This window comes from Micromonospora sp. HB375 (assembly GCF_017872985.1).
In the GTDB taxonomy this organism is placed as follows: domain Bacteria; phylum Actinomycetota; class Actinomycetes; order Mycobacteriales; family Micromonosporaceae; genus Micromonospora; species Micromonospora chalcea.
In genome coordinates this window covers 6,688,641-6,712,848 of sequence record NZ_JAGGJO010000001.1, presented here as the reverse complement: position 1 = coordinate 6,712,848, position 24,208 = coordinate 6,688,641, and the positions used below count along the sequence as shown (strand labels likewise).

Below are 24,208 nucleotides of genomic sequence, written 5' to 3'. Positions count from 1 at the left end.
GCCCACCCCCGGCCGGACCGCGCGCGTCGGTCCCGGCGCGGACGAGGCGCTCGCCGAACCGGGCGCGGTCGGCCGCCGGCAGCGGCACGAGCTGTGGATGCGCCGGGCCCTGGAGGTCGCGGTGACCGGCCCGGACGAGGCGACCCCCGACGCCGACGACGTGCCGGTCGGCGCGGTGCTCTACGGCCCCGACGGCGCCGAACTGGCGATCGGGCGCAACGAGCGGGAGTTGACCGGCGACCCGACCGCGCACGCCGAGGTGCTGGCGTTGCGCCGGGCCGCGCAGCGGCTGGGCCGCTGGCGGCTGGACGACTGCACGCTCGTCGTGACGCTGGAACCGTGCACCATGTGCGCCGGGGCGATCGCGCTGGCCCGCGTCTCGACAGTGGTGTTCGGCGCGTGGGAACCCAAGACCGGTGCCGTCGGGTCGCTCTGGGACGTGCTGCGCGACCGCCGCGTCACGCACCGCCCCGAGGTGTACGGCGGCGTGCTGGAACGCGAGAGCGCGGCGTTGCTGCGCGCGTTCTTCCGCTGAGGAGTTCTGGTCTTGTCTCAGGCTCCGGCCGGCGCGGGGCGCAGCAGCGTCGCGGCGATTGCGCGGCCGACCTCGGTCCACGCGGTCGGACGCAACGTCGCCGGGTCCAGCCGGACGATCGACCGGGTGCCGGTGGCGTGCACGGTGGCGCCGTCGGTCGAGCGGAACTCGAAGGCGTACTGGGCGCTGCTGGTGCCGAAATGCTCCAGCCAGAAGTGCACCGCCACCGCGCCGACGCCGGTGACCGGCGCCCGATAGCTGATGGTGAACTCGCGGACCGCGTGGAACACGTCCGGCGCGGCGTGCACGTCGCCGCGGTAGACGACGCCGCGCTCGGCCCAATAAGGCGTGAGCGCGCGTTCCAGCAGCACCGCGTAGCGGGCGTTGTGCAGCAGGCCCATGGCGTCGAGGTCGTCGAAGTGCACCGGCACGTGCGCGACGTGCCCGAACTCGGCGGCCTGCCGCTCTACTGTGGTGTGGCTCATGACTGGCCTTCCGGTAGCAGGGTCGGATCCGGGCAGAGCGCCCGCAGCCGGGTCAGCAGGCCCTGGCGGGCGTGCCGGTAGGTGGCGTCCGGGTCGAGCAGCCGGGACCGCATCACCGCGCTGATCCCCAGCGCGTCGATCTCGTACGCGAGCAGTGGCACGTCCAGGTCGGCGGGGAGTTCGCCGAGGTCCACCGCCTCCTGGACGAGGCGTTCCAGCAGCGCGGTCCAGCGGGCGAACGCCTCGGCGAGCCGGTCGCGGACCGGGCCGGGGCGGGCGTTGTACTCGAACTCGGTGTTCGCGAAGAAGCAGCCGCCGGGCAGCACCCGGGCGGCGTAGAAGTCGATCCGGGCCTCGTGCAGCGCGCGCAGCCGGCGTACGCCCCGGGGCGCCTCCAGGGCGGGCGCGACGATCATCTCCTGCCACTGCGCCACGGCCCGGTCGACGGTGGCGAGTTGCAGCGCCTCCTTGGAGCGCCAGTGCGCGAAGAGGCCGGACTTGCTCACCTCCAGCCGGTCGGCGAGCTGCGCCAGGGAGAGGCCGTGCAGGCCGACCTCGGTGGCCAGCGCCACGGCGGTGTCCAGCACCGCGGTGCGGGTGCGGTCGCCACGGGCGACGCGGCCGTCGGAGGTCATGCGGGCAGCGTATCGGGAAACAAGCACGACCGGTCGTATTTATTTTTGTGACCCGGGTAACGCGCGACCGCCCCGCCACCTTGCGGCGGCGGGGCGGTCCAGGGTCGATCAGGTCAGGCGATGATGGTGTCCAGCGCGATCTCGACCATCTGGCCGAACGTCTGCTCACGCTCCTGCGACGTGGTCTTCTCGCCGGTCTTGATGTGGTCGCTGACGGTCAGGATCGTCAGCGCGCGGGCCTTGAAGCGCGCCGCGATCGTGTAGAGCGCCGCCGACTCCATCTCCACCGCCAGCACGCCGTAGTCGGCGAGCGTGTCGTACAGGTCCGGCCGGTCCGTGTAGAAGGCGTCCGCCGCCAGGATCGGCCCCACCCGCATGCTGATGCCGCGCCGCTCGGCCACCTCGACCGAGGTACGCAGCAACCCGAAGTCGGCCACCGGGGCGTAGTCGATCAGCCCGTCGAAACGCATCCGGTTCATGTTCGAGTCGGTGGACGACCCGATCGCCGCCACCACGTCCCGCAGCTGCAGATCCTCGGTCAGGGCGCCGCAGGAGCCCACCCGGATCAGCGACTTTACGCCGTACTCGTTTACCAGCTCGTGGGCGTAGATCGAGGCGGACGGCATGCCCATGCCGGAGCCCTGGACGGACACGTCAACGCCGTTCCACTTGCCGGTGAAGCCCAGCATGCCGCGCACCGTCGTGTAGCAGCGGGCCCCCTCCAGGTAGGTCTCCGCGATCCACTTGGCCCGCAGCGGGTCGCCCGGCATCAGGACCCGCTCGGCGATCTCTCCCGGCTCAGCGCCGATGTGCGTACTCATGGCAAAGATCCTGCCAGGCCGGGCCGAGGGATACCGGTTCGGCGTCCAAGCCGGCGGTCCTGTACCCTCGTCGGCGGTGGCGTGTCCGAGTGGCCTAAGGAGCACGCCTCGAAAGCGTGTGAGGGTTTACGCCCTCCGCGGGTTCAAATCCCGCCGCCACCGCTCGTGAACAGCGAGAACGCCCGGACGATCCGCGAGGATCGACCGGGCGTTCCGCTTCCTGGTCTCAGTCGCTGGGGTCCCTGGTGCTTGCGCTGTCCTCAGAGAAGGTTCCGTCACTCTTCGCGCTTGACCTCAGCGGGCTGATCGAGCTGCTGCTGCCGCTTGTTCTGCTCGTCGCGCAACCTCTCAACAGTGTCAGCGAAGAGGGCATAAGCTTTTTGCTCGTCAAGTCCGAGGTACTTGCCAACGCGGAGCTCGACCGCCTCGTACTCTCGTTCAATCGCGTCCGCTGTCTGCTGTGAATTGAAGCTCCGCTCGTGGTATTTGAAATATCCGGTAAATCCTGCCGATAGGCCCACAGCTGCACTCGCAGCGACGGTCAGCCATCTAGCTTGACTGAAGGCTACTGACGCGGTGGCAATGGCGGAGGTGACCACCGATCCGATAATGATGATGCTCTGGAATCGGTTATGGATTCTCCGTGTTCTCCCAGCATCCTCGCGAAACTGCGATATTAGGTCGGGAACGTCGTCCCTATAGCGCTTTTGAGCCAGCAGTGCGGGGTCCTCTTTGCTGCTGGTGTTCGTGTCTGCGTCCGCTTGCGTGCGTCGCCGCACGACGTGGAGCTTCTTGATAAGGATGCGAGTCGTGCGCATCCGCTTGTACTGCCAGTAAGCCAGTACCGGTGAGGCGAGCAGCGATGCGGCGAGTGCTACATACAGGTGGTTTGAGAAGCGACCTAAGTGTCCGACGTTGAAGAAAGTGGCGACTACTGCGCCGCCGGCGAGTAAGAGGTTTCCGGCGAAGATCCAAGCCATGCCGACCTTGCGCCATAATTCTTGGAGGTGGAGCTTTTCTTCTGCGTCGAGGATTTGGCTGCGGACGTAATCGGGGTGCCAGCCTTTGGAGCTGTTGTCGATTACTTCCTTCCACTTCTTCTCATTCGCCGACCCGCTAAGTCTTTCCCCAAGCCGCGACATCCCCGACCACATGGCGTTACGGTATGGCGACGTATGTAACCCAACAAGGTGAAACCCTGTCGTCTTCTCGACAGTTGTCATGCCTGTCGTGTGCTGTGGGGGCCGGCGGGTTGGTGGAGCGCCTGGCTGCTGCCGCGAGCGTCCGCGCGGAGCTCAATGCTCGACCTCGGCCCGCCCTAGGTATCCGGGCTCGTGTATCTGCGGCGTCCTGCCGGTTAGTGTCAGCGTCCGCACAAGGGAGGAACCGCTGTGGTTTTCACGCCTGAACAACCGTTGGCACCCGCCGGACCGGTCATGTCCCGTTCCGGTGGCTCCATTCGGCCGCACCTGATCTGGGAGGCGGTGCTGCTGGCGCTGACCGTCGTCGCCGCGGTGGTGTGGTACTCCCAGGACGGGTCGCGGCTGTCGCCGCTGGTGTTCAACATCGCCTCCGCCGGCCTGTTGGCGACCGCCTTCGCGCTGTCGCTGCGCACCGCCACGCCCAACCTCGCGGTCGTCGCAGTCGGGGCACTCGCCGGCCTGACGTACGCGGAGGTGCTCGACGCCGGCGCCCCGGTCCTCGTCGCGGCGGTCGCCGCGATCGCCGCCGCGGCGTTCTTCGGTCTCGGGATGGGCCTGATCGCCGGGCTGCTGCAGGCGCCCGGGTGGGCGGTGTCGCTCGGCGGGCTTGCCCTGACGCAGGGCATTCTGCTCGCCACCACCGGCAGCGGCGGTCCGCGGCGGCTCGCGAGCGAAGGTTGGATCCGGTCCGACGGTGCCGGGGCCGGGTGGCTGGTGCTGTTTCTCCTGCTGTCGATCGGCGGCGCGGTGGTGTGGTCGGTCCCGGCGGTGCGGCGGACGCTGAGCGGTAACCGGGTCGTCGCCGGGGAGCCGCTGTCGCCGTTCGGTGCACGGCTGCTGGGCGCGGTCATCGGCCTGGGCGGTTCCAGCCTGATCGCGGGCGCGGCCGGAGTCCTGCTGGCCGGCCGGATCGGCGCAGCAACCGCATCGGCCGACATCGGCCAGCTGACGTTGGTGGCCGGCGCCGTCCTGCTCGGCGGCGTGAGCGTGGCCGGCGGGCGGGGCGGCTTCGCGGGCACCGTGCTGGGGGTCACCCTGCTGTGCCTGGTGCAGATGATCATCCTCGTCGCGGACGGCCCCCGGTGGCTGCCGACTGTCGTCTTCGCGCTGGCGATCCTCGCCGGCCTGGGCGTCAGCCGGGCGCTGGAGGCCCTGCAACCGGCACTGCCCGCGAGCGTGTCGGGTGCCGGGCCGGCGGAGCCGACGCGGAAGTACTGACCGCTGTCAGCTCGGCCGGGCGTTCTCGCTGCCGGGGCGTGGTCAGCGCGGTACCGGCGACGAGCACTGCCGGAACATGATCCTCCCGCTTGTGACCTCGGGGCCGGTGCACCTCTTCAGTACGAGACCCTGCCCGCCGCCGAACCTGTCCTGGCGGAAGTCGGTGGTCACCTCCACCGTGCCGTCTATGCCGACGACGTAGAGGGTCGGGATCGGGTCGCCTTCGTCCGTCGACGAGGTCACGGCGAGGCGGGCGGGGCGGTGCGCCTGGACCGCGTCGAGGAAGCAGGTGATCGCGGCTTCCGGTATGCGGTCCATGAGCCCGAGCACGTGATCGCCGCAGTTCACTGTGGCTCCCGTGCCAACAGGGGGCGAGGCGTCCGTACCTCCGTTGTTCGTCGCGGCCACGCCGGCGGACACTGTCGCGACTGTCAGGACCGCGACGAGCGCCACGCCGCCTGCCGTCCGTCGTCGACGTAGGCGCTCGCCGCGCGCGCGGACCCGTTCGGGTGGCGCCAGGTTCAGGGCGGCGGTGTCGTCCTCCAGCGCCGCGATGGCCTCACGGATGCGTGCTGACATCGGAGTCCTTCCGCTCGTCGTCGGCATCGAGCAGCGGGGCGAGCGCCGTCCGCGCACGGGACAGGTAGACCTTGACGGTGCCGGCGGGCATCCCGGTGGTCTCGGCGATCTCGCTGATCGGCAGGTCGGAGAGGTAGTGCAGGACCACCACCCGCCGCTGCGACTCCGGTAGCTGCCGGAGCGCCGCCAGGACCGCGACCCGGTCCGGTGACGGCTCGGGCGCTTCTGTGGACGGGCCGAGTCTCGCCCGTGCGGCGAGCCAGCGTCGGACGCTGCGCCACCGGTTGGCGGCCAGCCGCCACGCGACCGTTCGTACCCAGGCTTCGGGCGAGTCGTAGCCGGACAGCGACGACCAGCGCGCCCAGGCGCGGGCGTACGCCTCCTGCACGACGTCCTGTGCCTCGCCGAGATCGCCGCAGACCGCGTAGACCTGGTGCAGGACCCGGGCCGAGGTCGCCGCGTAGAAGGCGTCGAAGTCGTCGCTCGTGCCCATCCGCATCGTCCCTCTCCCTGGCCGTCACACATATACACACCGCCAGGGGGCCACCGGTTACAGCCAGGTGGTCGAGCCGAATGTCAGCAGGGGCCGTAGCCCTCGTCGAAGAGGCGGCGGGCCCAGTCCGCGTACCCGGCGATGATCTCGCGGACGGTGACGCCGTCGTGCAGGAACAGGTACGCGCGGTCGCCGTCGCGGGCGAGCAGCCCGGCGAAGCGGTGACTGCCGGGCGGCGCCGGCAGGTCGGTGGCGCCGGGGTACGCGGCGCGGACCTCGCCGATCGGCGTGCCGGCGCTGATGCCCTCCGGTGTGCTCATCGGGTCGTCCAGCCAGAGCAGGACGAGCCGGTCGTCGACGAAGATCGGGCTGACCGCCCCGTGCCCGACGAGTGCGGGCCCGCAGGCCTCCTCGTCGGCGCGCAGCACGCCGCGGCGGGTCAGGTCCGCCTCGGTGGCGCCGAACTCCGCGTCGCGCAGGCCGTCCAGGCTGACCACCTGGGCGGCGCCGACGGGCCGGGCCGGCCACTGTGGATGAACGCCGCTGCCCGCCACTGATGCGGCAGCAAGCAGCACGGCAATAAAGCCGAATTGTCGTAATTTCATGCAATCCCCCAGTCACCAACGGGACCGGGGCGATGAGGTTGCTGGTGCTGGCCGGATTGGCGAAGTTCCCACTCTTCGGCCAGCTCGTCCCAGTAGTCGGCGGACAGCCCGCGCCGGCCGTGCGTCAGCCAGCCGTCGGTGTCGCGCTCCAGGTGCAGGCCCAGCTCGGCGAACGGGTCGATCCACGCGCCCGGCTCCGCGCCCAGCCTGGCCAGCGCCGTGTTGATCGGCCACTCGGTACGCGGCCGGTCCAGCGCGGCGTCGTACCGCGGCCCCCAGCTCACCTCGCCGCCGAGCCACACCACCGCCGACTGGTGGCCCAGCCCGCCCGCGAACTCCGCCTCCAGGTACGCGACCGGGCCGCTGGTCGACCAGCAGGCCAGCACCTCCGCCAGCGGCGGCGAGAGCACCAGCCGGAACGGGCGCTCGGCGCGCGGCTCTTCGGTGGCGAAGTCCGGCAGCCCGCCGGTCAGCTCCTGCACCAGTTGCGGGGTCACCGGCAGCAGCGCGAAGTCCTGACGGAGGGCGGCGAGCACCGCGTGGTCCAGGTCGGCGGTCTGCTCGCGAAGCAGCTCGACGTCGGCGACCACGGCGCTGAGCTGGTAACTCATCCGGTCCTCTCGGCGTCCACAGGCTGTGGATGGAACATGTGTACGACGATCTCAGGTGGCTCCGTTGGTCAGATACCTCGGGCGTCCGTCGCTCAGCGCGGCCACCGCGTGACGCAGCCGATGCCAAACGTACGGGCGAAGCAGCCCCTGCGCATCATCGAGCGCAACGAATCGTGCGTCGGCCAGTTCGCCGTCAGCCGGTTTCAACGGCTCGGCGGGAGGCAGTGCACCGCCGTCGAAGATGAACATCAGGCTGTCGTCCCACGGGCCGTGCGGTGCGACCCAGTCCACCACCAGCAACGGTCCGACGCGCAGTTCGAGACCCAACTCCTCGCGCACCTCCCGCTCGGCGGCCAGGTGCGGCGGCTCGTTCGCCTCCGCCATGCCGCCCGGCAGGTCCCAGTCCGGCTTGTAGCGCGGATCTACCAGCAGGACGTCGCCGTCACCGTTGCGCAGCAGTACGTCGGCTCCCACCCGCTTCCGGGGCTGCCGCGCGTTGCCCTCGGCGAGGTGGGCCTGCCAGGCTGCCGGATCTCGCTCGTACAGGGGACGCTCGTCGGCCATACCGACGATTGTCGGCCGTCCTCACGCCGTCGGCAGCGGCCTCGGCGTTCGCGTACGAGAATCGGGTGATCGACCTCGTCGGAGGCTGTCGGATCGGGGCGGCGACGTTCGTAGCCGGGGTGACAGTGGCCGCGAGGCGGCCGGGGAAGGCGAAAGAGGAACCGATGGCGCAGTACCTGATCTCCGTACTCGACGACACCACCGGCTCGGCCACCGAGGCGGAGATGGCCGCGATCGGTGAGTTCAACGAGCGGTTGCGCGCCGACGGCCACTGGGTCTTCGCCGGCGGCCTCGCCGCGCCCGAGACCGCCACAGTCGTGGACGCGCGGGACGGGAACCCGGTGTTCACCGACGGCCCCTACCTGGAGACGAAGGAGTACGTCGGCGGATTCTGGATCATCGAGGCGCCGGACTTCGACGTGGCGCTCCCGCTCGCCGCGCTGGCGTCGCAACGGTGCAACAGGCGGGTCGAGCTGCGGCCGTTCCTGACCGCGTGACAGACGTCGGCGAGGCGCTCACCCGGGTCCACCGCGAGGAGTGGGCCCGGGTGGTCGCCACGCTCGCCCGGCGCATCGGCGATCTCGACGTGGCCGAGGAGATGACCGCCGAGGCGTTCGCCGCCGCCGTCGAACGCTGGTCGGCCGACGGCGTACCGCCGAACCCCGGCGCGTGGCTCACCACAGTCGCGTACCGCAGGGCCGTAGACCGGATCCGGCGCGAGAGCCGGCGGGAGGACAAGCACCGGGAGGCGCTGATGCTGACCGACGTGCCGGAACCGCTCGGTGTCATCGACGACGACCGGCTCCGCCTGATCTTCACCTGCTGCCATCCGGCGCTGGCCATGGAAGCGCGGGTGGCGCTGACGCTGCGCCTGGTCGGCGGACTCACAGTGCCGGAGATCGCCCGGGCGTACCTGGTTCAGGAAGCCGCCATGAGCCGGCGGATCACCAGGGCCAAGACGAAGATCAAGGCGGCCGGGATCCCGTACCGGGTGCCGTCCCGCGAGGACCTGCCGGCCCGCGTCACCGGCGTGCTCGCCGTTCTCTACCTGGTCTTCAACGAGGGCTACCTCGCCTCCGACCCGGACAAGGAGGCGGTGCGCGCCGACCTGACCGGCGAGGCGATCCGGCTCACCCGGCTGGTCCGTACGCTGCTGCCCGACGACCACGAGGTCACCGGCCTCTTGGCTCTGATGCTGCTGACCGAGGCCCGCCGGCCCGCCCGGGTCTCCGCGACCGGCGAACTCGTCGTCCTCGCCGAGCAGGACCGCAGCGCCTGGGACCGCGACCTCATCGCCGAGGGCCACGCCTTGGTCCGCGCGTGCATCGCCGCCGGACGGCCGCCGGGCCGCTACCAGATCCTCGCCGCGATAAACGCCGTACACACCGACGCCCGCGACGCGCGGGACACCGACTGGTCGCAGGTCGCCGCGCTCTACGACCATTTGGTACGCGTCGACCCGTCGCCGATCGTGCGACTCAACCGGGCGGTGGCGGTCGCCGAACTGGACGGGCCGCAGGTGGCGCTCGCCGAGGTGGAGGGGTTGCCGCTGGACGGGTATCACGCGTACCACGCGACGCGGGCCGAGCTGCTGCGGCGGATCGGGCGGGGTGGGGAGGCGCGGGAGGCGTACGACCGGGCGATCGAGTTGGCGGGGAACAGCGCGGAGACGGCGTACTTGAAGCGGCGGCGGGACCAGTTGGGCGGCAGGTGAGGCGCAGGGCCGGACCCCGGCGGGCAGGCCATGCGCCGATCAGGTGTTCACCACGCGGGCATGTCGGGGAGATAGTCGATCGAGGTGGTCCTGGGATTGGCCATTGCGGTGTGCCACAACCCGGCCCCGTCCACGCCGAACAGGTTAAAGATCAAGTTAGCTCGTGTTTCATAATGTCCTGGTAGAGCTTCGACGAGGGGTTGGTCAAGTCGGGCTGGAAGTCGCAGGGCGCGGATTAATTGCCGCCGCGAGGGCAGTACGCGTGCCACAGGAACGCCACGATGCCGTTGCGCAACTTCGCCCAGTCGATCACCCGCGGGGTCTGCGCGCTGCCCAGGGTGCACTGCGAGAAGTCGAACGCGACGATGGCCGCACCCGGAGTCACTTCGCCGGACGCATCCGCCGGCCATCGTAAACAGCGCCGATCCCGGTGGTGGGCGCTTGGACTCCGGCCGGCAGGCGTTGTTGGCTCTGGCCCATCTAACACGCGATCGCACCTCAAGACCTGGAAGATCACGGCAAAGCTACGCAGCTGCCAAGGCGAGCGACCCGATCGTGCAGGCCATCCTCGTTCTGCACCACATCGAGACCAACCGCTACGCAGGATGAAACGGCTCAATCAGGCTCGGCCATCAGTGCCGTCAGCAATAAGCCGCCTCTGTCGTGTCCGTGGCTGCCGTCATGGCACCGCCACCATCCGACGCTACAAGCTTTGTCCCTCCGTAGGAGTACCTCCTTGAGTTGAGTGGTCTAGCGTACGTCCAAGGGAGACACTCACGAGATGCCGAAGGGCCCGCGAATGCAGCCGGATCAACTTGAGCGTGCCGTCGCTGAGCTGTTTAGGCTCAACAACTACGATGTTTCGGGGCCGCTTCACGTCAACGATGCAAGCGTTGATCTTAGGGCGATTCCGCTCGGGGACCCATTTGCCAAGCCGATATTCATCGAGGTAACCGTCGAATACGTTGACAACACTAAATACGGCAAAGACTTAACAAAGTACGTAGCGTGCAAAGAGCGATATCCGGGATGTGTATTTTTGATCGTGTCGCTTGAGGGGTTCACGCAGTCAGTGAGGGGTAGGGCGCCTGCGGACGTGGAGCTGCTAACCTACGCCGAACTCGCGGCCAAGTTTGAGAAGTTTCTACCTTACCAAAGAGCCGTGCTTGATGAGGGTGGATTGGCCGAAGAGCTTAAAAAGCTTGCTGACGTTTATGAACACCCTCAATTTGAGCAAGATGGAAGGCTCACTCAGGCACTGGTGGAGTTGGATAACTGGGCTTCCAATGCTTCGGTTGGTGCTGGATGGCTAATCGTAGTGGGCGAATATGGCACAGGAAAGACCGCTCTAACTCAGATGATGCTAAGGAGGCTTATGGAAAAAAACCGAGCCGATCCGTCTGCTCCCATACCGGTTCGGATTGAGCTCAGAGACTTTACAAAGCAGTTTGACGTTTCGTCTCTCCTTCACAAGTTTCTAGACGACAACGGTCTCGGGCATGTTCCGGTTCACTATTTCTCGTCGCTTATCTCGAAGGGTCGCATCTTCCTTATTCTCGACGGATATGACGAGATGGCCCAATACATGCATCTTCTTGAAAGGCGTGTCTGTCTCGAGGCGCTGGCGCGTCTCGGCCGTGATGGAGCGAAGGGCATCCTGACATCTCGACCCAACTACTTTTCAGAGGCCGAGGAGCTTCACGTACTCGAGACACTCTACAGCTCGCTGTCCGAAGCCGGCATCTCAGCAGTCGAGGACTATACAGCGGAGGCGGCACTTGACGCGCTGTTCCAACGCCAATTCTTAGAGCGAAATGAGCGTAGGTTGCAGGACCTGGACGAAGAACAGACGGAGGCGTTGGTCCGGCGGAAGTTGGGTTCTGACGAGGAAAGGGTTTCCATTGTCCTTGGCCTTTTGCGGAAGGTGTCGCGGCCGACCGATGATGGGATACGGGCTCTAGGTGGCAAGCCAGTCATCATTAGTTATCTTGTAGAGCTGGCAGACTTATTGGCTAGCAGAGATACTGCGCGACGCGACTTATCGATTACAGAGTTTGGGTGTTTTCGTCTGATCGTAGACCAGCTCATGACTCGGGACCGTCGACGCTCGCCAGCTATGCCAGTGGAGTCACGACGCGTATTCCTGCAGCGCATGGCGATGAGGCTGAGCCAGGCAGATCTGGCAATGTTCGAGGAGAAAGACTTCATGCGACTCATCTCCGAGGTGTTTAAGAACCGAATCGATCGACTCCCGCCATCCGAGCGTGAGGGCGAACGGCAGACCATCTACGCCGATTTGCGGTCATCTGCCACACTCACTCGCGTCTCAGTTGGCGGCAAGGAGGGCTGGCGATTCTCCCACAACTCGCTGCGCGAGTTCTTGGTTGTCGAGTACCTTCTCCACTGCCTTGGCCAGCGGAAGGAACCGGTAATCTGATGCGAATCACAGACACCATGTACGCCTTTCTCAGCGGTGAGTCGGAGGCGCTCAAAGTCGATGCTTCCGCCCAGTTAGCTGCACAGTGGGGCCTTTTCGATCCGGGGGCACTGGCACCCACCCTAGCCTTGCTCTGGTCGGCTCGCTATGCAGACTGGACGGGTACGTCTGATCAACTACTGAGCGAACTGATCGGCCCTGACGGTGTTCTAGATCATTGTCGTTTCGAACGTTGGCAAGTGGCGAATGGTGTAGAAGGAGCGATGGCAAGGTCTTTTCGCGCAGCAGTGCTAGTGGAGTGCAACTTCGCTGGCATGGATCTGCGTGGTTCCCGCTTCGACGGCGCGTGGCTGGAAAGCACTGATTTCTCGTCTGCGGATCTGCGTAATGTCGACTTCACCGGTGCGAGTCTTCTCGACGTCGACCTCACCGACGCCAGTCTAACCGGCGCGAACTTTCGGAACGTAGAAGAGGGATTATACGTGAAGGAGTCGGGTCGTGAGTTTACCGGGAGCCGGGCAATGGGCCTACTGCAAGCTCGTGGAGCCTACACGCCCGAAATTCCAACCATCTTCGTCGCAATGGCCCACCCCCATTATGAGATTGCGCGAAAAATAGCGCGGAGGCTGTCCGAGGGTGGTCAGAGTCAACTCCTTGGATTGACCCAGAGAGGCGTCTCGCAGAAGGAGCCGGTGGCGGCGCAGCGATTCGTCAACCTTCTCGTTTCTGTCGGTTTTGCCTCGTACGATCGCAGTGGTGCCTCACGGACCTTGGAACCCACCGTCGCAGGCAGGCTGCCTCTGCGGCAACTCGCCGAAGAAACCAGCCTGGATAATGCATTCCGCACGTATTTTGGCCTCAGTAAACTTGCGAAGCGTGTTGGCTGAAGTGCGAAGTGTCGCTTCGCTGCACGAACGCGCGCGCCAGCCGGTTTGGTCCCTTAGGAGGCGTCGCCGGACGTCTGCAGGGAGGCAGCAAAGGACTTTACATAGGCGGCGCGATGTCAACCGGAACGTGTGCGGTTCAGATGAATGATGCAGGTCTGCACCACCGTGCGGGCCACACGTTCGTGACGACCTCCGGCAGGCTTTCAGCCCGTCGCAGACGAGGAAGAACACGTCCTTCACGCCCCGGTTGCGCAGGTCGGTCAGCACGCTCATTCAGAACTTCGCGCCCTCACCGCCCGAGCCCGCCCACAGCCCGAGGATGTCCTTCTCCCCGTCGAGGGTGATCCCGATCCCGATCGCCGCGTAGAACGGCCGGTTGGCGACCTGCCCGTCCCGCACCTTCACCACGATGCGTCGATGAACACCGCCGCATAGATCTCATCCAGAGGCCGATGCGACCAGTCCGTCATCTCCTCGATCACCTTGTCGGTGATCCGGGAGATCGTCTCCTTCGACACCGACTCCCCGTAGATCTCGACGACCGCGCTCGGCGGCGACCCTGAAGGCGCGGATGGCGCAACGGCCCGGCGCGGGTCGTCGGAGTGCCCATGGCGGTGCCAGCAGGGTTGCTGGGCGGTGGCGGCGGAGATGGCGATGGCGTCGATCGGGTCGGAATCGCTGTGCGGCACCAGCAATTGACGGATTAGGTGCGCCGCGACATCGCCCAGCAGCTCGGCGGGCTGCTGTGGGACGACGCGCTGCGCGGACCGGGGAGAGCAGCAACGAACCGCGTCGGCCGAGCGTCCGGAGTGGGTCAAGTGAGACGACAACTGAGATGGCAGCGACTGCGGAGGCGACGAAGGGCCGGCCCCGTAGGGCCGGCCCTGCCGTTCTTCCTGCTCAAGCGAGCGGAGGATACGAGATTCGAACTCGTGAGGGTGTAAACCCAACACGCTTTCCAAGCGTGCGCCCTAGGCCTCTAGGCGAATCCTCCGCGAGCCAGGATACAGGTCCCGCGACGGCGGGCCACCCCACCCTCCCGGAAGATCCACAACCCTTCGGGTAGGCTTGGCGTCACCTCCCGTGCGGCGGTACCTCGTGAACCTCCCCAGGGCCGGAAGGCAGCAAGGATAAGCGAGCTCTGCCGGGTGCACGGGAGGCCTTTCTGTCTCCCGGGCCGGGTAACGTCGCTGCGGGTCGGGTCACGGGGTGGTGGGTGGTCACCCGGGGCCGACCGGCGCAGAATGGCTCGGTCGAGAGGAGGCGGGACGGGTGGCACTGGCCCTTTACCGCAAGTACCGGCCGCGGACGTTCGCCGAGATCATCGGCCAGGATCACGTCACCGAGCCGTTGTCGCAGGCGCTGCGCAGCGGCCGGCTGAACCACGCGTACCTCTTCTCCGGCCCCCGGGGCTGCGGCAAGACCTCCAGCGCCCGGATCCTGGCCCGCTCGCTCAACTGTGAGCAGGGCCCCACGCCCGAGCCGTGCGGGCAGTGCGAGTCCTGCCGTTCGCTCGCGACCGACGGCGCCGGCTCGATCGACGTGATCGAGATCGACGCGGCCAGCCACGGTGGTGTCGACGACGCCCGTGAGCTGCGGGAGAAGGCGTTCTTCGCGCCGGCCCGCAGCCGCTTCAAGATCTACGTCATCGACGAGGCGCACATGGTCTCGTCGGCCGGCTTCAACGCGTTGCTGAAGCTGGTCGAGGAGCCCCCGGAGTACGTCAAGTTCATCTTCGCCACCACCGAACCGGAGAAGGTCCTCGGCACGATCAAGTCGCGGACCCACCACTACCCGTTCCGGCTGATCCCGCCGAAGGTGCTCCGTCCCTACCTTGAGCAGCTCTGCGAGGCCGAGGGCGTCACTGTCGATCCGGCTGTCTTCCCGCTGGTGGTCCGCGCCGGTGGCGGCAGCGCCCGGGACAGCCTCTCCGTACTCGACCAGCTCATCGCCGGCGCCGGCCCGGAGGGTGTCGGCTACGCCCGGGCCGCCGCGTTGCTCGGCGTCACCGACTCGGCGCTGATCGACGAGATGTGCGACGCGCTCGCCGCCGGTGACGGCGCCGCCGCGTACGCGACTGTCGACCGGGTCGCCGAGGCCGGCCACGACCCGCGCCGCTTCGCCTCCGACCTGCTGGAACGCCTCCGCGACCTGATCGTGCTCCAGCAGGTGCCGGATGCCGCCGCCAAGGGCCTCATCGACGGCCCGGCCGACCAGATCGAGCGGATGGCCGCCCAGGCGCAGCGCCTCGGCCCGGCCACGCTGTCCCGCTGCGCGGACATCGTGCACAACGGCCTGGTCGAGATGCGCGGCACCACGGCGCCCCGGCTGCTGCTGGAGCTGATCTGCGCCCGGATGCTGCTGCCCGGCGCGGACGACTCGTCCGGCGGCCTGCTCCAGCGCCTGGAGCGGATGGAACGCCGGCTGACGCTGGGCGGCGTCGAGCCGTCGCCGTCCGCGCATCCCACCCAGACCCCTGAGGTACGCCCGGCGGCTCCCGCCCCGGGCGCGGCTGCCGCCGCGGTCCACCCGGATTCCGCCGGCACGCCGGCGGCTCCCGGTGCCCCGACCGGTGCCGCCGCCGCACGTGCCGCCGCAGCCGCCGCTGCCGGTTCCCGCAGCGCCGCGCCCGGTTCCCGCCCGGGCTCTGCCGTCGGGGCTACCGGCTCCCGTCCCGCCCCGGCCGGTGCGGCTGCCGACGCCGGCCCGGCCGCTGCCGATTCCGGCTCGTCGACGACCGAGGCGACAGCGGCTGCCGGAACTCACCTCGGCACGGACGCCGGGTTCTCCGCGTCGGCCTCCGAGCGGTCAACTGCCGGCCCGACGACTTCCGGTCAGGCCGCCGCCCGACGTCCGGTGCCGCCGTCTGCGGTGATGCCCGACCCGGCCACGCCCGAGCCGCCCCGCCCCGGCGCGGCGAATCCGGGGGCGCTCGACGCGGTGGCGGTGCGCCGGGTCTGGCCCGAGGTAGTAGGCAAGGTGAACCGGAGCAACAAGCGGATCGCCGCGCTGATGCGGGACGCGGTGGTGCGCGACCTGGACGGCGACACGCTCGTGCTGACCGTGAAGTCGACGGTGCTGGCGAAGATGATGGCCGACCATGCGGCCGTGCTGACCGACGCGCTCTACGAGGAGTTCGGCGGTCGCTGGCAGATCCGCTGCGAGGTGGCGGGCGAGCGCGGCGCCGCATCGCTCGGCGGCCCGTCCCGCCCGTCCGGCGCGGCACGAGCGCAGACCGACAGCACGCCCGACCGCGCACCGTCCGACAGCGTCCCGGGCCGCCCGGCGTTCGCTCCGACGGCTCCGGCGTCCGACACCTCACCCGGTCGCCCGGCCCCCGGAGTGGCGGCCAATGCTCAGGCGCGCTCCGATTCCGGCAGCTCGGGCGACTTCTCCCACTCGACCACACCCGACGCGAGCCGTCTTGGCTCGACGGACGCCGGACCGGGCCGTCCTGACTCCGGTGCTGCCGGTCGTCCGGCATCCGCCGGTCTCGGCGACGCCCCGGGACAGCCGGTGTCCGGCTCGACCGGTGCCACGGGCAACCGAACCCTCGGCAGTCAGGGCGCGGCCGGGCAGGCCGACGAGGACGACTGGCCGGAGCCGGTGCGGCCCGGTGGCGCGGCGACCGCTGCCGCCTCGGCCGCGAGCACCGGCGACGCGGAGGACTGGCCGGCGGCGGCACGTCCGGGCGGGGGCACGGCGACCGCTACCGCCCCTGTCGCCGTACCCAAGCCTGCCGCACCCCCGACGGCGCCGGCCGGTGGCGCGAGGCCGGGGGGCGGCGGGCCGAAGAACAGCGCGATCGCGGCGGCGCGTGCCGCAGCCGCGGCGGCTGCTGCCGGCGGCGGTCCCGGCAAGGGGTCGCGCGCGGCGCAGCCGGCGCGGAAGACGGCCGACGCCGAATGGGCGGGCGAGCCGCCCTACGACCCGGACTTCGACGGCCCGGTCCGGGGTGGGCGGGCGCCTGCCGCGGCGCCGGCCTACGAGGGCTTCGACCCGGGCGACGAGCCGCTCGACGACGTGATCGACGAGCGGACGGCCCGGCAGTCGAGCGAGGAGCAGGCGGTTCAGCTGCTGCGTGAGACGTTCGGGGCCGAGAAGATCGACGAGGTGGACGCGCGCTGAGCGCGCGCCGACCGAGAAGGAGCTGCGCCGCGGCCCGACTAGGCTGGGCGCGGCCGAGCAGACGAGTGGAAGAAGGAGCGGTCCGTGCGCCCAGGTGGACAGCCGAACATGCAGCAGATGCTGAAGCAGGCGCAGAAGATGCAGCAGCAGATCGCCAAGGCCCAGGCCGAGCTGGCCGAGGCGGAGCTGACCGGCACCGCCGGCGGTGGCCTGGTCACCGCCACCGTCGCCGGCACCGGTGAGCTGAAGGCGATCAAGATCGACCCGAAGGCGGTCGACCCAGAGGACGTCGAGACGCTCGAGGACCTGGTGGTCGCGGCCGTGCACAACGCCGCCGAGGCGGCCCGCGAGCTGACCGAGAAGAAGATGGGCCCGGTCGCGGGCGGCATGGGCGGCCTCGGCCTGCCCGGGTTCTGAGCCGGCAGATGTACGAGGGTGCCATCCAGGACCTGATCGACGAGCTGGGCCGGCTGCCGGGCGTGGGCCCGAAGAGCGCCCAGCGGATCGCGTTCCATGTGCTGTCGGCGGATCCGGCCGACGTGAACCGGCTGGCCGGCGCGCTGCGCAAGGTCAAGGACCTGGTCCGGTTCTGCACGACCTGCTACAACGTGGCCGAGTCGGAGCAGTGCCGGATCTGCCGCGATCCCCGGCGTACCGACGAGGTGCTCTGCGTGGTCGAGGAGCCCAAGGACGTGGTGGCGATCGAGCGGACCGGGGAGTTCCGCGGGCGCTACCACGTGCTCGGTGGCGCGATCAATCCGCTGGAGGGCATCGGTCCGGACAACCTGCGGATCCGTGAGCTGATGACGCGCCTCGGCAGTGGTTCGGTACGTGAGCTGATCCTGGCCACCGACCCGAACACCGAGGGCGAGGCGACCGCCACCTATCTGGCGCTGATGGTCAAGCCGATGGGGATCGCGGTGACCCGGCTGGCGAGTGGGCTGCCGGTCGGCGGCGATCTGGAGTACGCCGACGAGATCACGCTGGGCCGCGCGTTCGAGGGGCGCCGAGCCGTCTGAGTTGTGCCGCGTCGCTTCCGGCGGGTGCCCTGCGGGGTGCCCGCCGGACGTGTTCGCGCGCTGGAACCCGGCGCGCGCCGATCTGACACGAACGTGCGTCCGGGACCGGATCGACGTAATAAATTCGGCCTTCAAACCGACGAAAATTCGGCGCTAGGCAGTGTTCTCCTTCGAATCGAATGCCTCGATCCAGAACAGACACGATTCGATACCAACCCGCCCCCCGCCCGTTTCCGCGCCGTCCACCCGAGGGCTAAGGTCTGCGCACATCGGTGACCCTGTCACCACGTTGTCCGTACCCCCAAGGACGAGGTGAAGCACCATGCGTGCATCCAGGCCGAAGGTCGCAATCGCGGCCGTCGCGGTCGCGGCCCTCGCGGTTGCAGGCTGCGCCGAGAGCGACCGTGAGAGCGGCTCCGGAGGAAATAGCAAGAAGGACACCCTCGTCTTCGGCGTCGCCGGAGACCCGAAGGTGCTCGACCCCAGCTTCGCCAGCGACGGTGAGTCGCTGCGCGTGGCGCGCCAGGTCTTCGAGACGCTGGTCCGTCCGGAGGAGGGCGGCACCAAGGTGACGCCGGGCCTCGCGGAGTCCTGGACGCCGGACGCGGCGGGCACCACCTGGACCTTCAAGCTCCGCTCGGGCGTGAAGTTCCACGACGGCACCGACTTCAACGCCGAGGCCGTCTGCGCCAACTTCGACCGCTGGTACAACGCCAAGGGCCTCATGCAGAGCCCGGACGTGACCGCGTACTGGCAGGACGTCATGGGCGGGTTCGCCAAGAACGAGGACCCGGAGCTGGGGCCGAGCCTCTTCAAGTCCTGCACCGCCAAGGACGCCACCACTGTGGACCTCACGTTCACCCGGGTCTCCAGCAAGATCCCGGCCGCGCTGATGCTGCCGTCGTTCTCGATCCAGAGCCCCAAGGCGATGGAGCAGTACGACGCCAGCAACGTGACCGGCACCGCCGAGGACATCAAGTACCCGGCGTACGCGATGGAGCACCCGACCGGCACCGGCCCGTTCAAGTTCAAGGCGTGGGACATCGCGAACAAGACGCTCACCATCGAGCGCAACGACGACTACCACGGCGAAAAGGCCAAGCTGAAGACCATCATCTTCAAGACGATCTCGGACGAGAACGCCCGCAAGCAGGCGCTCCGCTCGGGTGACATCCAGGGCTACGACCTGGTCGGCCCGGCGGACGTGGAGCCGCTGAAGAAGGAGGGCTTCAACGTCCTCACCCGGCCCGCCTTCAACATCCTCTACCTGGCGATCAACCAGAAGGGGAACCCGAAGCTGGCCGACCTCAAGGTCCGGCAGGCCATCGCGCACGCGCTGAACCGGCAGGCCCTGGTCGACTCGAAGCTCCCCCCGGGCGCCAAGGTCGCGATGAACTTCTTCCCCGACACCGTCGAGGGCTGGAACGGCGACGTCACCAAGTACGACTACGACCCGGCCAAGGCCAAGGCTCTGCTGGCCGAGGCGGGCGCGTCGAACCTGACGCTGCGGTTCCACTACCCGACCGAGGTCACCCGGCCGTACATGCCGAACCCGAAGGACATCTTCGAGTTGCTCTCGGCGGACCTCAAGGCGGTCGGCATCAACGTCCAGGCCATCCCGCTCAAGTGGAGCCCGGACTACCTGAACGCCACCACCTCCGGCAACAAGCACGACCTGCACTTCCTCGGCTGGACCGGTGACTACGGCGACGCGTACAACTTCATCGGCACCTTCTTCGACCGCCAGAAGGACGAGTGGGGCTTCAACAACCCCGCGCTCTTCGCGCAGTTCAAGGACGCCGACACCACCGCCGACGTGGCGGCCCGGACGGAGAAGTACAAGGCGCTGAACAAGACGATCATGGACTTCCTGCCGGGTGTGCCGATCTCGCACTCCCCGCCGGCGATCGTGTTCGGCAAGGACGTGACCGGGGTCAAGGCGAGCCCGCTCACCGACGAGCGGTACTCGAGCGCAGAGTTCAAGTGATCTGAACGCACCGTACGCGGGCGGGCGCTGTGACCACAGCGCCCGCCCGCACCCCTCCGCACACCCTCCGAGGCGCCCGTGTTCCGGTTCATCGTCAGACGCCTGCTACAGCTGATACCCACGCTGTTCGGGCTCTCCGTTTTGCTGTTCATCTGGCTCCGCCGACTTCCCGGCGGTCCCGAGACCGCGATCCTCGGTGAACGGGGCACGCCCGAGTCGCGCGCCGCGATCCGGCGCAACCTCGGTCTCGACGAGCCGATCCTGGTTCAGTACGCCCGTTTCCTGCGGCGGATGATCCGGCTCGACCTGGGCACGTCGACCGGCACGAAGCGGGCCGTCACCACGGAGTTCCTGGAGCGGTTCCCCGGCACCGTCGAGCTGACCGTCATGGCCATGATCCTCGCGGTCGGCATCGGGATCCCGCTCGGCTACCTCGCCGCCCGCCGCCGCGGCCGGTTCCTCGACCACGCCTCGGTCGGCGGATCGCTCATCGGCATCTGCATCCCGGTCTTCTTCCTGGCGTACGTGCTCAAGGCGATCTTCGCCGAGAACCTGGGCTGGTTCCCCTCCAGTGGCCGGCAGGACCCGACCATCGGGGCGACCCGGGTCACCAACTTCTTCGTCCTCGACGGGATCATGACCCGCGAGTGGGACGCCGCCGCCGACGCGCTCTGGCACCTCGTGCTGCCGGGCATCGCGCTGGCGAGCATCCCGCTCGCGATCATCGTCCGGATCACCCGGGCCAGCGTCCTGGAGGTGCTCAACGAGGACTTCGTCCGGACCGCCGAGGCCAAGGGGCTGACCGAGCGGACCGTCCGTCGCCGGCACGTGCTGCGTAACGCGATGCTGCCGGTGGCCACCTCGATCGGTCTGCAGACCGGTCTCCTGCTCTCCGGCGCGGTGCTCACCGAGACCGTGTTCGCCTTCAGCGGCATCGGCGCGTTCGTCGCCGAGTCGATCAGCCAGCGCGACTATCCGGTGCTGATGGGCTTCATCATGATCATTGCGGTGGTGTACGTGCTGGTGAATCTCCTGGTCGACCTCTCCTACAGCGTGATCGACCCGAGGGTGAGGGTGCGATGACCATCACCGGAGGCAAGAAGCGCGAGAAGATCGACCGGCTCGCCGAACTGTCCGCCCGCGAGGACGAGCAGGGGGTGAGCCTCTGGAAGGAGGCGTTCCGCCGCCTGCGGCGCAACCCGGCGGCCATCATCGGCGTCGTCATCCTGGCCGTCTTCGTCCTGGTCGCGGTGATCGGGCCGTTCTTCGTCCCGTACAGCCCGACGGACTCGATCGGCATCCGGGAAGGGCTGGTCAAGTCCGGCCAGGGCGTCATCCCGGGCGCCTCCGCCGACCACTGGCTGGGCTTCGACCACCAGGGCCGGGACGAGTTCAGCCGGCTGGTCGTCGGGGCCCGGCAGACGCTGCTCGTCGGCGTGGTCTCCACCCTGATCGGTCTCGCGGTCGGCGCGCTGATCGGCGGCGTCGCCGGCGCGGCGGCCGGGCTGGGCGGACGCTGGGGCCGCTGGATCGACAGCACCCTGATGCGCTTCATCGACATGCTGCTGGCCATGCCGAGCCTGCTGCTCGCGGTGAGTATCGCGGCGCTGCTCGGCGCCAGCCTCACCACCGTGATGATCGCCGTCGGTGTGGTGTCCGTGCCGATCTTCGCCCGGCTGCTGCGCGGCTCGATGATCGCGCAGTCCAACAGCGACTACGTGCTGGCGGCGACGGCGCTCGGCGTGAAGCGGTCGAAGATCGCCCTCACCCACGTGGTGCCGAACTCGATCGCCCCGGTCATCGTCCAGGCCACGCTGACGCTGGCGACCGCGATCATCGAGGCCGCCGCGCTCTCCTTCCTCGGCCTCGGCAACCCCGACTCGGCCATCCCGGAGTGGGGCGTCATGCTCGCCGACGCGCAGCCGTACCTGGGCATCCGGCCGGGCCTGGCGATCTACCCGGCGCTCGGCATCATCATCACCGCGCTCGGTTTCACCCTGCTCGGCGAGGCGATGCGCGAGGCCCTCGACCCGAAGCTGCGGAAGTAGGTCTCTCATGGCACTGCTCGAAGTGGACGACCTCTCCGTCACGTTCGCCCGGCGTGGGCAGCGCACCGTGCGCGCGGTGGACGGGGTGTCCTTCTCGGTCGACGCCGGCGAGGTGGTCGGCCTGGTCGGCGAGTCCGGCTGCGGCAAGAGCGTCACGTCGCTGGCGATCATGGGGCTGCTGCCCAAGCAGCCGGGCCTGCGGGTCGGCGGCAAGGCGGTCTTCGACGGCACCGACCTGCTCCAGCTCGACGACCGGTCCCGCCGCGACATCCGCGGCCGGGACGTGGCGATGATCTTCCAGGACCCGCTCTCCTCGCTGAACCCGGTCATCCCGATCGGGCTGCAGGTGACCGAGGTGCTGACCCGCCACCGGGGGATGAAGGGCGAGGCGGCCGCCAAGGAGGCCGCCGAGCTGCTCGACCGGGTGGGCATCCCGGACCCGCGCCGCCGGCTCAAGGAGTACCCGCACCAGCTCTCCGGCGGCATGCGGCAGCGGGCGCTGATCGCCATGGCGGTCGCCTGCCAGCCCCGGCTGCTGATCGCCGACGAGCCGACCACCGCGCTCGACGTCACCATCCAGGCGCAGATCCTGGAGTTGCTGAAGGACCTGGTCCGCGACTCCGGCACCGCGCTGGTGATGATCACCCACGACCTCGGCGTGGTGGCCGGCATGTGCGACACCATCAACGTGCTCTACGCCGGCCGGGTGGTGGAGACGGCCACCCGCCGTCCGCTCTTCCGCCAGCCCCGGCACCCGTACACCGAGGGGTTGCTCGCTTCGGTGCCCCGCCTGGACGCCGGCCGTGGCGAACGGCTCAACCCCATCCCCGGCTCGGTGCGCGACGTGCTGCCCTGGCCGGACGGCTGCGCGTTCGCCCCGCGCTGCGCCCGCCGTGTCGACGAGTGCGTGGGCGAGCCGCCGGAACTGGTGCTCACCCACGACGCGCGCAGCTACCGCTGCGTCAACCCGGTGCCGATCCCCGGCCTGACCCCGGAGGCGGAGGTCCGGGCCACCGCGCCGACGACCGCCGAGCCGGGTACGGTGCCGGCCCAGGCCGAGCCGGCCGACCCGCCCGCGGCGCCCGGTTTCGGACCGGCACCGCGCGAGGAGGAGACCCCATGAGCGACAACGACATCCTCGTCGAGGTCCGCGACCTGAAGGTGCACTTCCCGATCCGGCGGGGCGTGCTCTTCGACCGGACCGTCGGGCACGTCAAAGCCGTCGACGGGGTCGACCTGAGCATCCCGCGCGGCAAGACGTACGGGCTGGTGGGCGAGTCGGGCTGCGGCAAGTCCACGCTCGGCCGGGCGCTGCTGCAGCTCACCCCGCCGACCGCCGGCGAGGTGCAGTTCGACGGCGTCGAGCTGACCACGCTGCCGGCCGGCAAGCTGCGGACGATGCGCCGCCGGATGCAGATGATCTTCCAGGACCCGATGTCCAGCCTGGACCCCCGGCAGAACGTCGAGTCGATCCTCACCGAGGGCCTCCAGACCCACGGCATCGGCACCGACCGCAACGACCGGCGGCGGATCATCGGTGAGACGCTGGACGCGGTGGGACTGCCCAAGTGGGCGCTGTCCCGCTACCCGCACGAGTTCTCCGGCGGCCAGCGCCAGCGCATCGGCATCGCCCGCGCGCTCGTCCTCGGCCCGGAGCTGATCGTCGCCGACGAGCCGGTCTCCGCGCTCGACGTGTCGATCCAGGCGCAGGTGGTGAACCTGCTGGACGAACTCCAGGACAGCCTCGGCCTGACCTACCTGGTCATCGCGCACGACCTGGCGGTGGTGCGGCACATCTCCGACATCGTCGGCGTGATGTACCTGGGCGCGCTGGTCGAGGAGGCGCCGAGCGACCGGCTCTACACCGAGCCGCTGCACCCGTACACCCGGGCGCTGATGTCGGCGGTCCCGGTGCCGGACCCGGACGTGGAGGACCGGCGCGAGCGCATCCTGCTCGCCGGGGACCTGCCGTCGCCGGCCAACCCGCCGTCGGGTTGCCGGTTCCACACCCGCTGCCCGTGGGCGCAGCCGACCCGCTGCGCCGACGAGCGGCCGGAGCTGCGCCAGATCGGCGCCAGCCGGGTGGCCTGCCACTGGGCCGAGCAGATCGCCGCCGGTGAGCTGCGCCCGCACGAGGTGACCGCGAAGATCACCCGGCCGGAGGGCGAGGGTGAGGAGCCGGGCGTGGTCTCCGCGCCCAGCGAGCCCGGCTCGTACGTCTGATCCGACAAAGGCGCGTC

24 protein-coding genes, 2 tRNA genes, 1 other RNA gene and 2 pseudogenes are annotated in these 24,208 nt (G+C 69.0%); 17 read left to right on the top strand and 12 right to left on the bottom strand.

Annotation, left to right across the window (positions count from 1 at the left end):
* Positions 1-97 precede the first annotated feature (97 nt).
* Positions 98-535 carry a nucleoside deaminase gene (locus tag J3R08_RS29970; RefSeq protein ID WP_197494900.1) on the top strand — a complete coding sequence of 146 codons (438 nt, stop codon included), beginning with the start codon at positions 98-100 and terminating at the stop codon, positions 533-535.
* Positions 536-552: 17 nt separating this feature from the next.
* Here J3R08_RS29970 and J3R08_RS29965 read toward each other — a convergent pair whose 3' ends face one another.
* The 3 genes from J3R08_RS29965 to deoD all read right to left on the bottom strand — a co-directional run bounded on the left by J3R08_RS29965 (position 553) and on the right by deoD (position 2,476).
* Entirely contained in the window at positions 553-1,020 is a 468-nt protein-coding gene (locus J3R08_RS29965) for a thioesterase family protein (protein ID WP_166457818.1), read from the bottom strand.
* Positions 1,017-1,655, bottom strand: a complete 639-nt coding sequence (locus J3R08_RS29960) for a TetR/AcrR family transcriptional regulator (RefSeq protein WP_030502134.1) — start codon at positions 1,653-1,655, stop codon at positions 1,017-1,019. The genes J3R08_RS29965 and J3R08_RS29960 overlap by 4 nt, the downstream gene beginning before the upstream one ends.
* Positions 1,656-1,768: 113 nt before the next feature.
* The gene (deoD, locus tag J3R08_RS29955; RefSeq protein ID WP_043327826.1) at positions 1,769-2,476 is read right to left on the bottom strand and encodes a purine-nucleoside phosphorylase; all 708 of its coding nucleotides are present in this window, start codon (positions 2,474-2,476) and stop codon (positions 1,769-1,771) included.
* A gap of 75 nt (positions 2,477-2,551) precedes the next feature.
* On the opposite strand from deoD, the gene J3R08_RS29950 reads away from it, so the two are divergent.
* Positions 2,552-2,638, top strand: a tRNA-Ser gene (locus J3R08_RS29950).
* Positions 2,639-2,751: 113 nt separating this feature from the next.
* Here the strand turns inward: J3R08_RS29950 and J3R08_RS32315 are convergent.
* Entirely contained in the window at positions 2,752-3,630 is an 879-nt protein-coding gene (locus J3R08_RS32315) for a DUF4231 domain-containing protein (RefSeq protein ID WP_245254837.1), read from the bottom strand.
* A gap of 282 nt (positions 3,631-3,912) precedes the next feature.
* Here J3R08_RS32315 and J3R08_RS29940 point away from each other — a divergent pair, with 282 nt between their 5' ends.
* Positions 3,913-4,896, top strand: coding sequence for a hypothetical protein (locus tag J3R08_RS29940; protein WP_209963630.1), 984 nt, complete (start codon positions 3,913-3,915; stop codon positions 4,894-4,896).
* Between the two features lie 42 nt (positions 4,897-4,938).
* Here the strand turns inward: J3R08_RS29940 and J3R08_RS29935 are convergent, their stop codons facing one another.
* From J3R08_RS29935 to J3R08_RS29915, 5 genes are all read right to left on the bottom strand, one after another.
* Positions 4,939-5,475, bottom strand: a complete 537-nt coding sequence (locus J3R08_RS29935; RefSeq protein ID WP_209963628.1) for a DUF4362 domain-containing protein — start codon at positions 5,473-5,475, stop codon at positions 4,939-4,941.
* A complete protein-coding gene (locus J3R08_RS29930; protein ID WP_370446803.1) occupies positions 5,456-5,974 on the bottom strand; it encodes an RNA polymerase sigma factor in 519 nt (172 codons plus the stop codon). Before J3R08_RS29930 ends, J3R08_RS29935 begins: the two co-directional genes overlap by 20 nt.
* Positions 5,975-6,051: 77 nt before the next feature.
* A complete protein-coding gene (locus J3R08_RS29925; RefSeq protein ID WP_187693942.1) occupies positions 6,052-6,573 on the bottom strand; it encodes a hypothetical protein in 522 nt (173 codons plus the stop codon).
* A complete protein-coding gene (locus J3R08_RS29920) occupies positions 6,570-7,184 on the bottom strand; it encodes a hypothetical protein (RefSeq protein ID WP_064446823.1) in 615 nt (204 codons plus the stop codon). The genes J3R08_RS29925 and J3R08_RS29920 overlap by 4 nt, the downstream gene beginning before the upstream one ends.
* A gap of 51 nt (positions 7,185-7,235) precedes the next feature.
* Entirely contained in the window at positions 7,236-7,748 is a 513-nt protein-coding gene (locus tag J3R08_RS29915; protein ID WP_209963625.1) for an NUDIX hydrolase, read from the bottom strand.
* 164 nt (positions 7,749-7,912) lie between these two features.
* Here J3R08_RS29915 and J3R08_RS29910 point away from each other — a divergent pair, with 164 nt between their 5' ends.
* Entirely contained in the window at positions 7,913-8,245 is a 333-nt protein-coding gene (locus J3R08_RS29910) for a YciI family protein (protein ID WP_209963623.1), read from the top strand.
* Positions 8,242-9,462 carry an RNA polymerase sigma factor gene (locus J3R08_RS29905; protein WP_209963620.1) on the top strand — a complete coding sequence of 407 codons (1,221 nt, stop codon included), beginning with the start codon at positions 8,242-8,244 and terminating at the stop codon, positions 9,460-9,462. The genes J3R08_RS29910 and J3R08_RS29905 overlap by 4 nt, the downstream gene beginning before the upstream one ends.
* A 235-nt stretch (positions 9,463-9,697) precedes the next feature.
* Here J3R08_RS29905 and J3R08_RS29900 read toward each other — a convergent pair whose 3' ends face one another.
* Complete coding sequence (locus tag J3R08_RS29900) at positions 9,698-9,847, bottom strand: hypothetical protein (RefSeq protein ID WP_209963617.1); 150 nt, start codon at positions 9,845-9,847, stop codon at positions 9,698-9,700.
* A gap of 112 nt (positions 9,848-9,959) precedes the next feature.
* Between J3R08_RS29900 and J3R08_RS32310 the strand changes: the two are divergent.
* The 3 genes and pseudogenes from J3R08_RS32310 to J3R08_RS29890 form a co-directional block, all read left to right on the top strand.
* A pseudogene (locus tag J3R08_RS32310) lies at positions 9,960-10,071 on the top strand (IS5/IS1182 family transposase); the annotation flags it as partial.
* Positions 10,072-10,243: 172 nt separating this feature from the next.
* Complete coding sequence (locus J3R08_RS29895; RefSeq protein WP_209963615.1) at positions 10,244-11,899, top strand: NACHT domain-containing NTPase; 1,656 nt, start codon at positions 10,244-10,246, stop codon at positions 11,897-11,899.
* Positions 11,899-12,786 carry a pentapeptide repeat-containing protein gene (locus tag J3R08_RS29890; RefSeq protein WP_209963611.1) on the top strand — a complete coding sequence of 296 codons (888 nt, stop codon included), beginning with the start codon at positions 11,899-11,901 and terminating at the stop codon, positions 12,784-12,786. Before J3R08_RS29895 ends, J3R08_RS29890 begins: the two co-directional genes overlap by 1 nt.
* A 105-nt stretch (positions 12,787-12,891) precedes the next feature.
* Here J3R08_RS29890 and J3R08_RS29885 read toward each other — a convergent pair.
* Together J3R08_RS29885 and J3R08_RS29880 are read right to left on the bottom strand one after the other, a co-directional pair.
* Positions 12,892-13,325 (bottom strand): annotated as a pseudogene (locus tag J3R08_RS29885) (transposase); the annotation flags it as partial.
* Positions 13,326-13,695: 370 nt separating this feature from the next.
* Positions 13,696-13,780: transfer RNA gene (locus J3R08_RS29880), tRNA-Ser, on the bottom strand.
* Between the two features lie 81 nt (positions 13,781-13,861).
* On the opposite strand from J3R08_RS29880, the gene ffs reads away from it, so the two are divergent.
* The 9 genes from ffs to J3R08_RS29835 all read left to right on the top strand — a co-directional run bounded on the left by ffs (position 13,862) and on the right by J3R08_RS29835 (position 24,191).
* Positions 13,862-13,951, top strand: an RNA gene (gene ffs, locus J3R08_RS29875) — signal recognition particle sRNA small type.
* A gap of 107 nt (positions 13,952-14,058) precedes the next feature.
* Positions 14,059-16,914: a DNA polymerase III subunit gamma and tau gene (locus J3R08_RS29870; protein WP_209963608.1), complete on the top strand. Its 2,856-nt coding sequence runs from the start codon at positions 14,059-14,061 to the stop codon at positions 16,912-16,914.
* A gap of 108 nt (positions 16,915-17,022) precedes the next feature.
* A complete protein-coding gene (locus tag J3R08_RS29865) occupies positions 17,023-17,331 on the top strand; it encodes a YbaB/EbfC family nucleoid-associated protein (protein WP_030502117.1) in 309 nt (102 codons plus the stop codon).
* Positions 17,332-17,339: 8 nt separating this feature from the next.
* Positions 17,340-17,933: a recombination mediator RecR gene (gene recR / locus J3R08_RS29860; protein WP_069088852.1), complete on the top strand. Its 594-nt coding sequence runs from the start codon at positions 17,340-17,342 to the stop codon at positions 17,931-17,933.
* 322 nt (positions 17,934-18,255) lie between these two features.
* A complete protein-coding gene (locus tag J3R08_RS29855) occupies positions 18,256-19,920 on the top strand; it encodes an ABC transporter substrate-binding protein (RefSeq protein WP_104114940.1) in 1,665 nt (554 codons plus the stop codon).
* A gap of 78 nt (positions 19,921-19,998) precedes the next feature.
* Positions 19,999-21,003: an ABC transporter permease gene (locus J3R08_RS29850; RefSeq protein WP_069089549.1), complete on the top strand. Its 1,005-nt coding sequence runs from the start codon at positions 19,999-20,001 to the stop codon at positions 21,001-21,003.
* Complete coding sequence (locus J3R08_RS29845; protein WP_113973605.1) at positions 21,000-21,968, top strand: ABC transporter permease; 969 nt, start codon at positions 21,000-21,002, stop codon at positions 21,966-21,968. Before J3R08_RS29850 ends, J3R08_RS29845 begins: the two co-directional genes overlap by 4 nt.
* A 7-nt stretch (positions 21,969-21,975) precedes the next feature.
* On the top strand, positions 21,976-23,091 hold the full coding sequence (locus J3R08_RS29840) for an ABC transporter ATP-binding protein (RefSeq protein ID WP_069089551.1): 1,116 nt from the start codon (positions 21,976-21,978) through the stop codon (positions 23,089-23,091).
* Positions 23,088-24,191, top strand: coding sequence for an ABC transporter ATP-binding protein (locus J3R08_RS29835; RefSeq protein WP_104114937.1), 1,104 nt, complete (start codon positions 23,088-23,090; stop codon positions 24,189-24,191). Before J3R08_RS29840 ends, J3R08_RS29835 begins: the two co-directional genes overlap by 4 nt.
* Positions 24,192-24,208 lie beyond the last annotated feature (17 nt).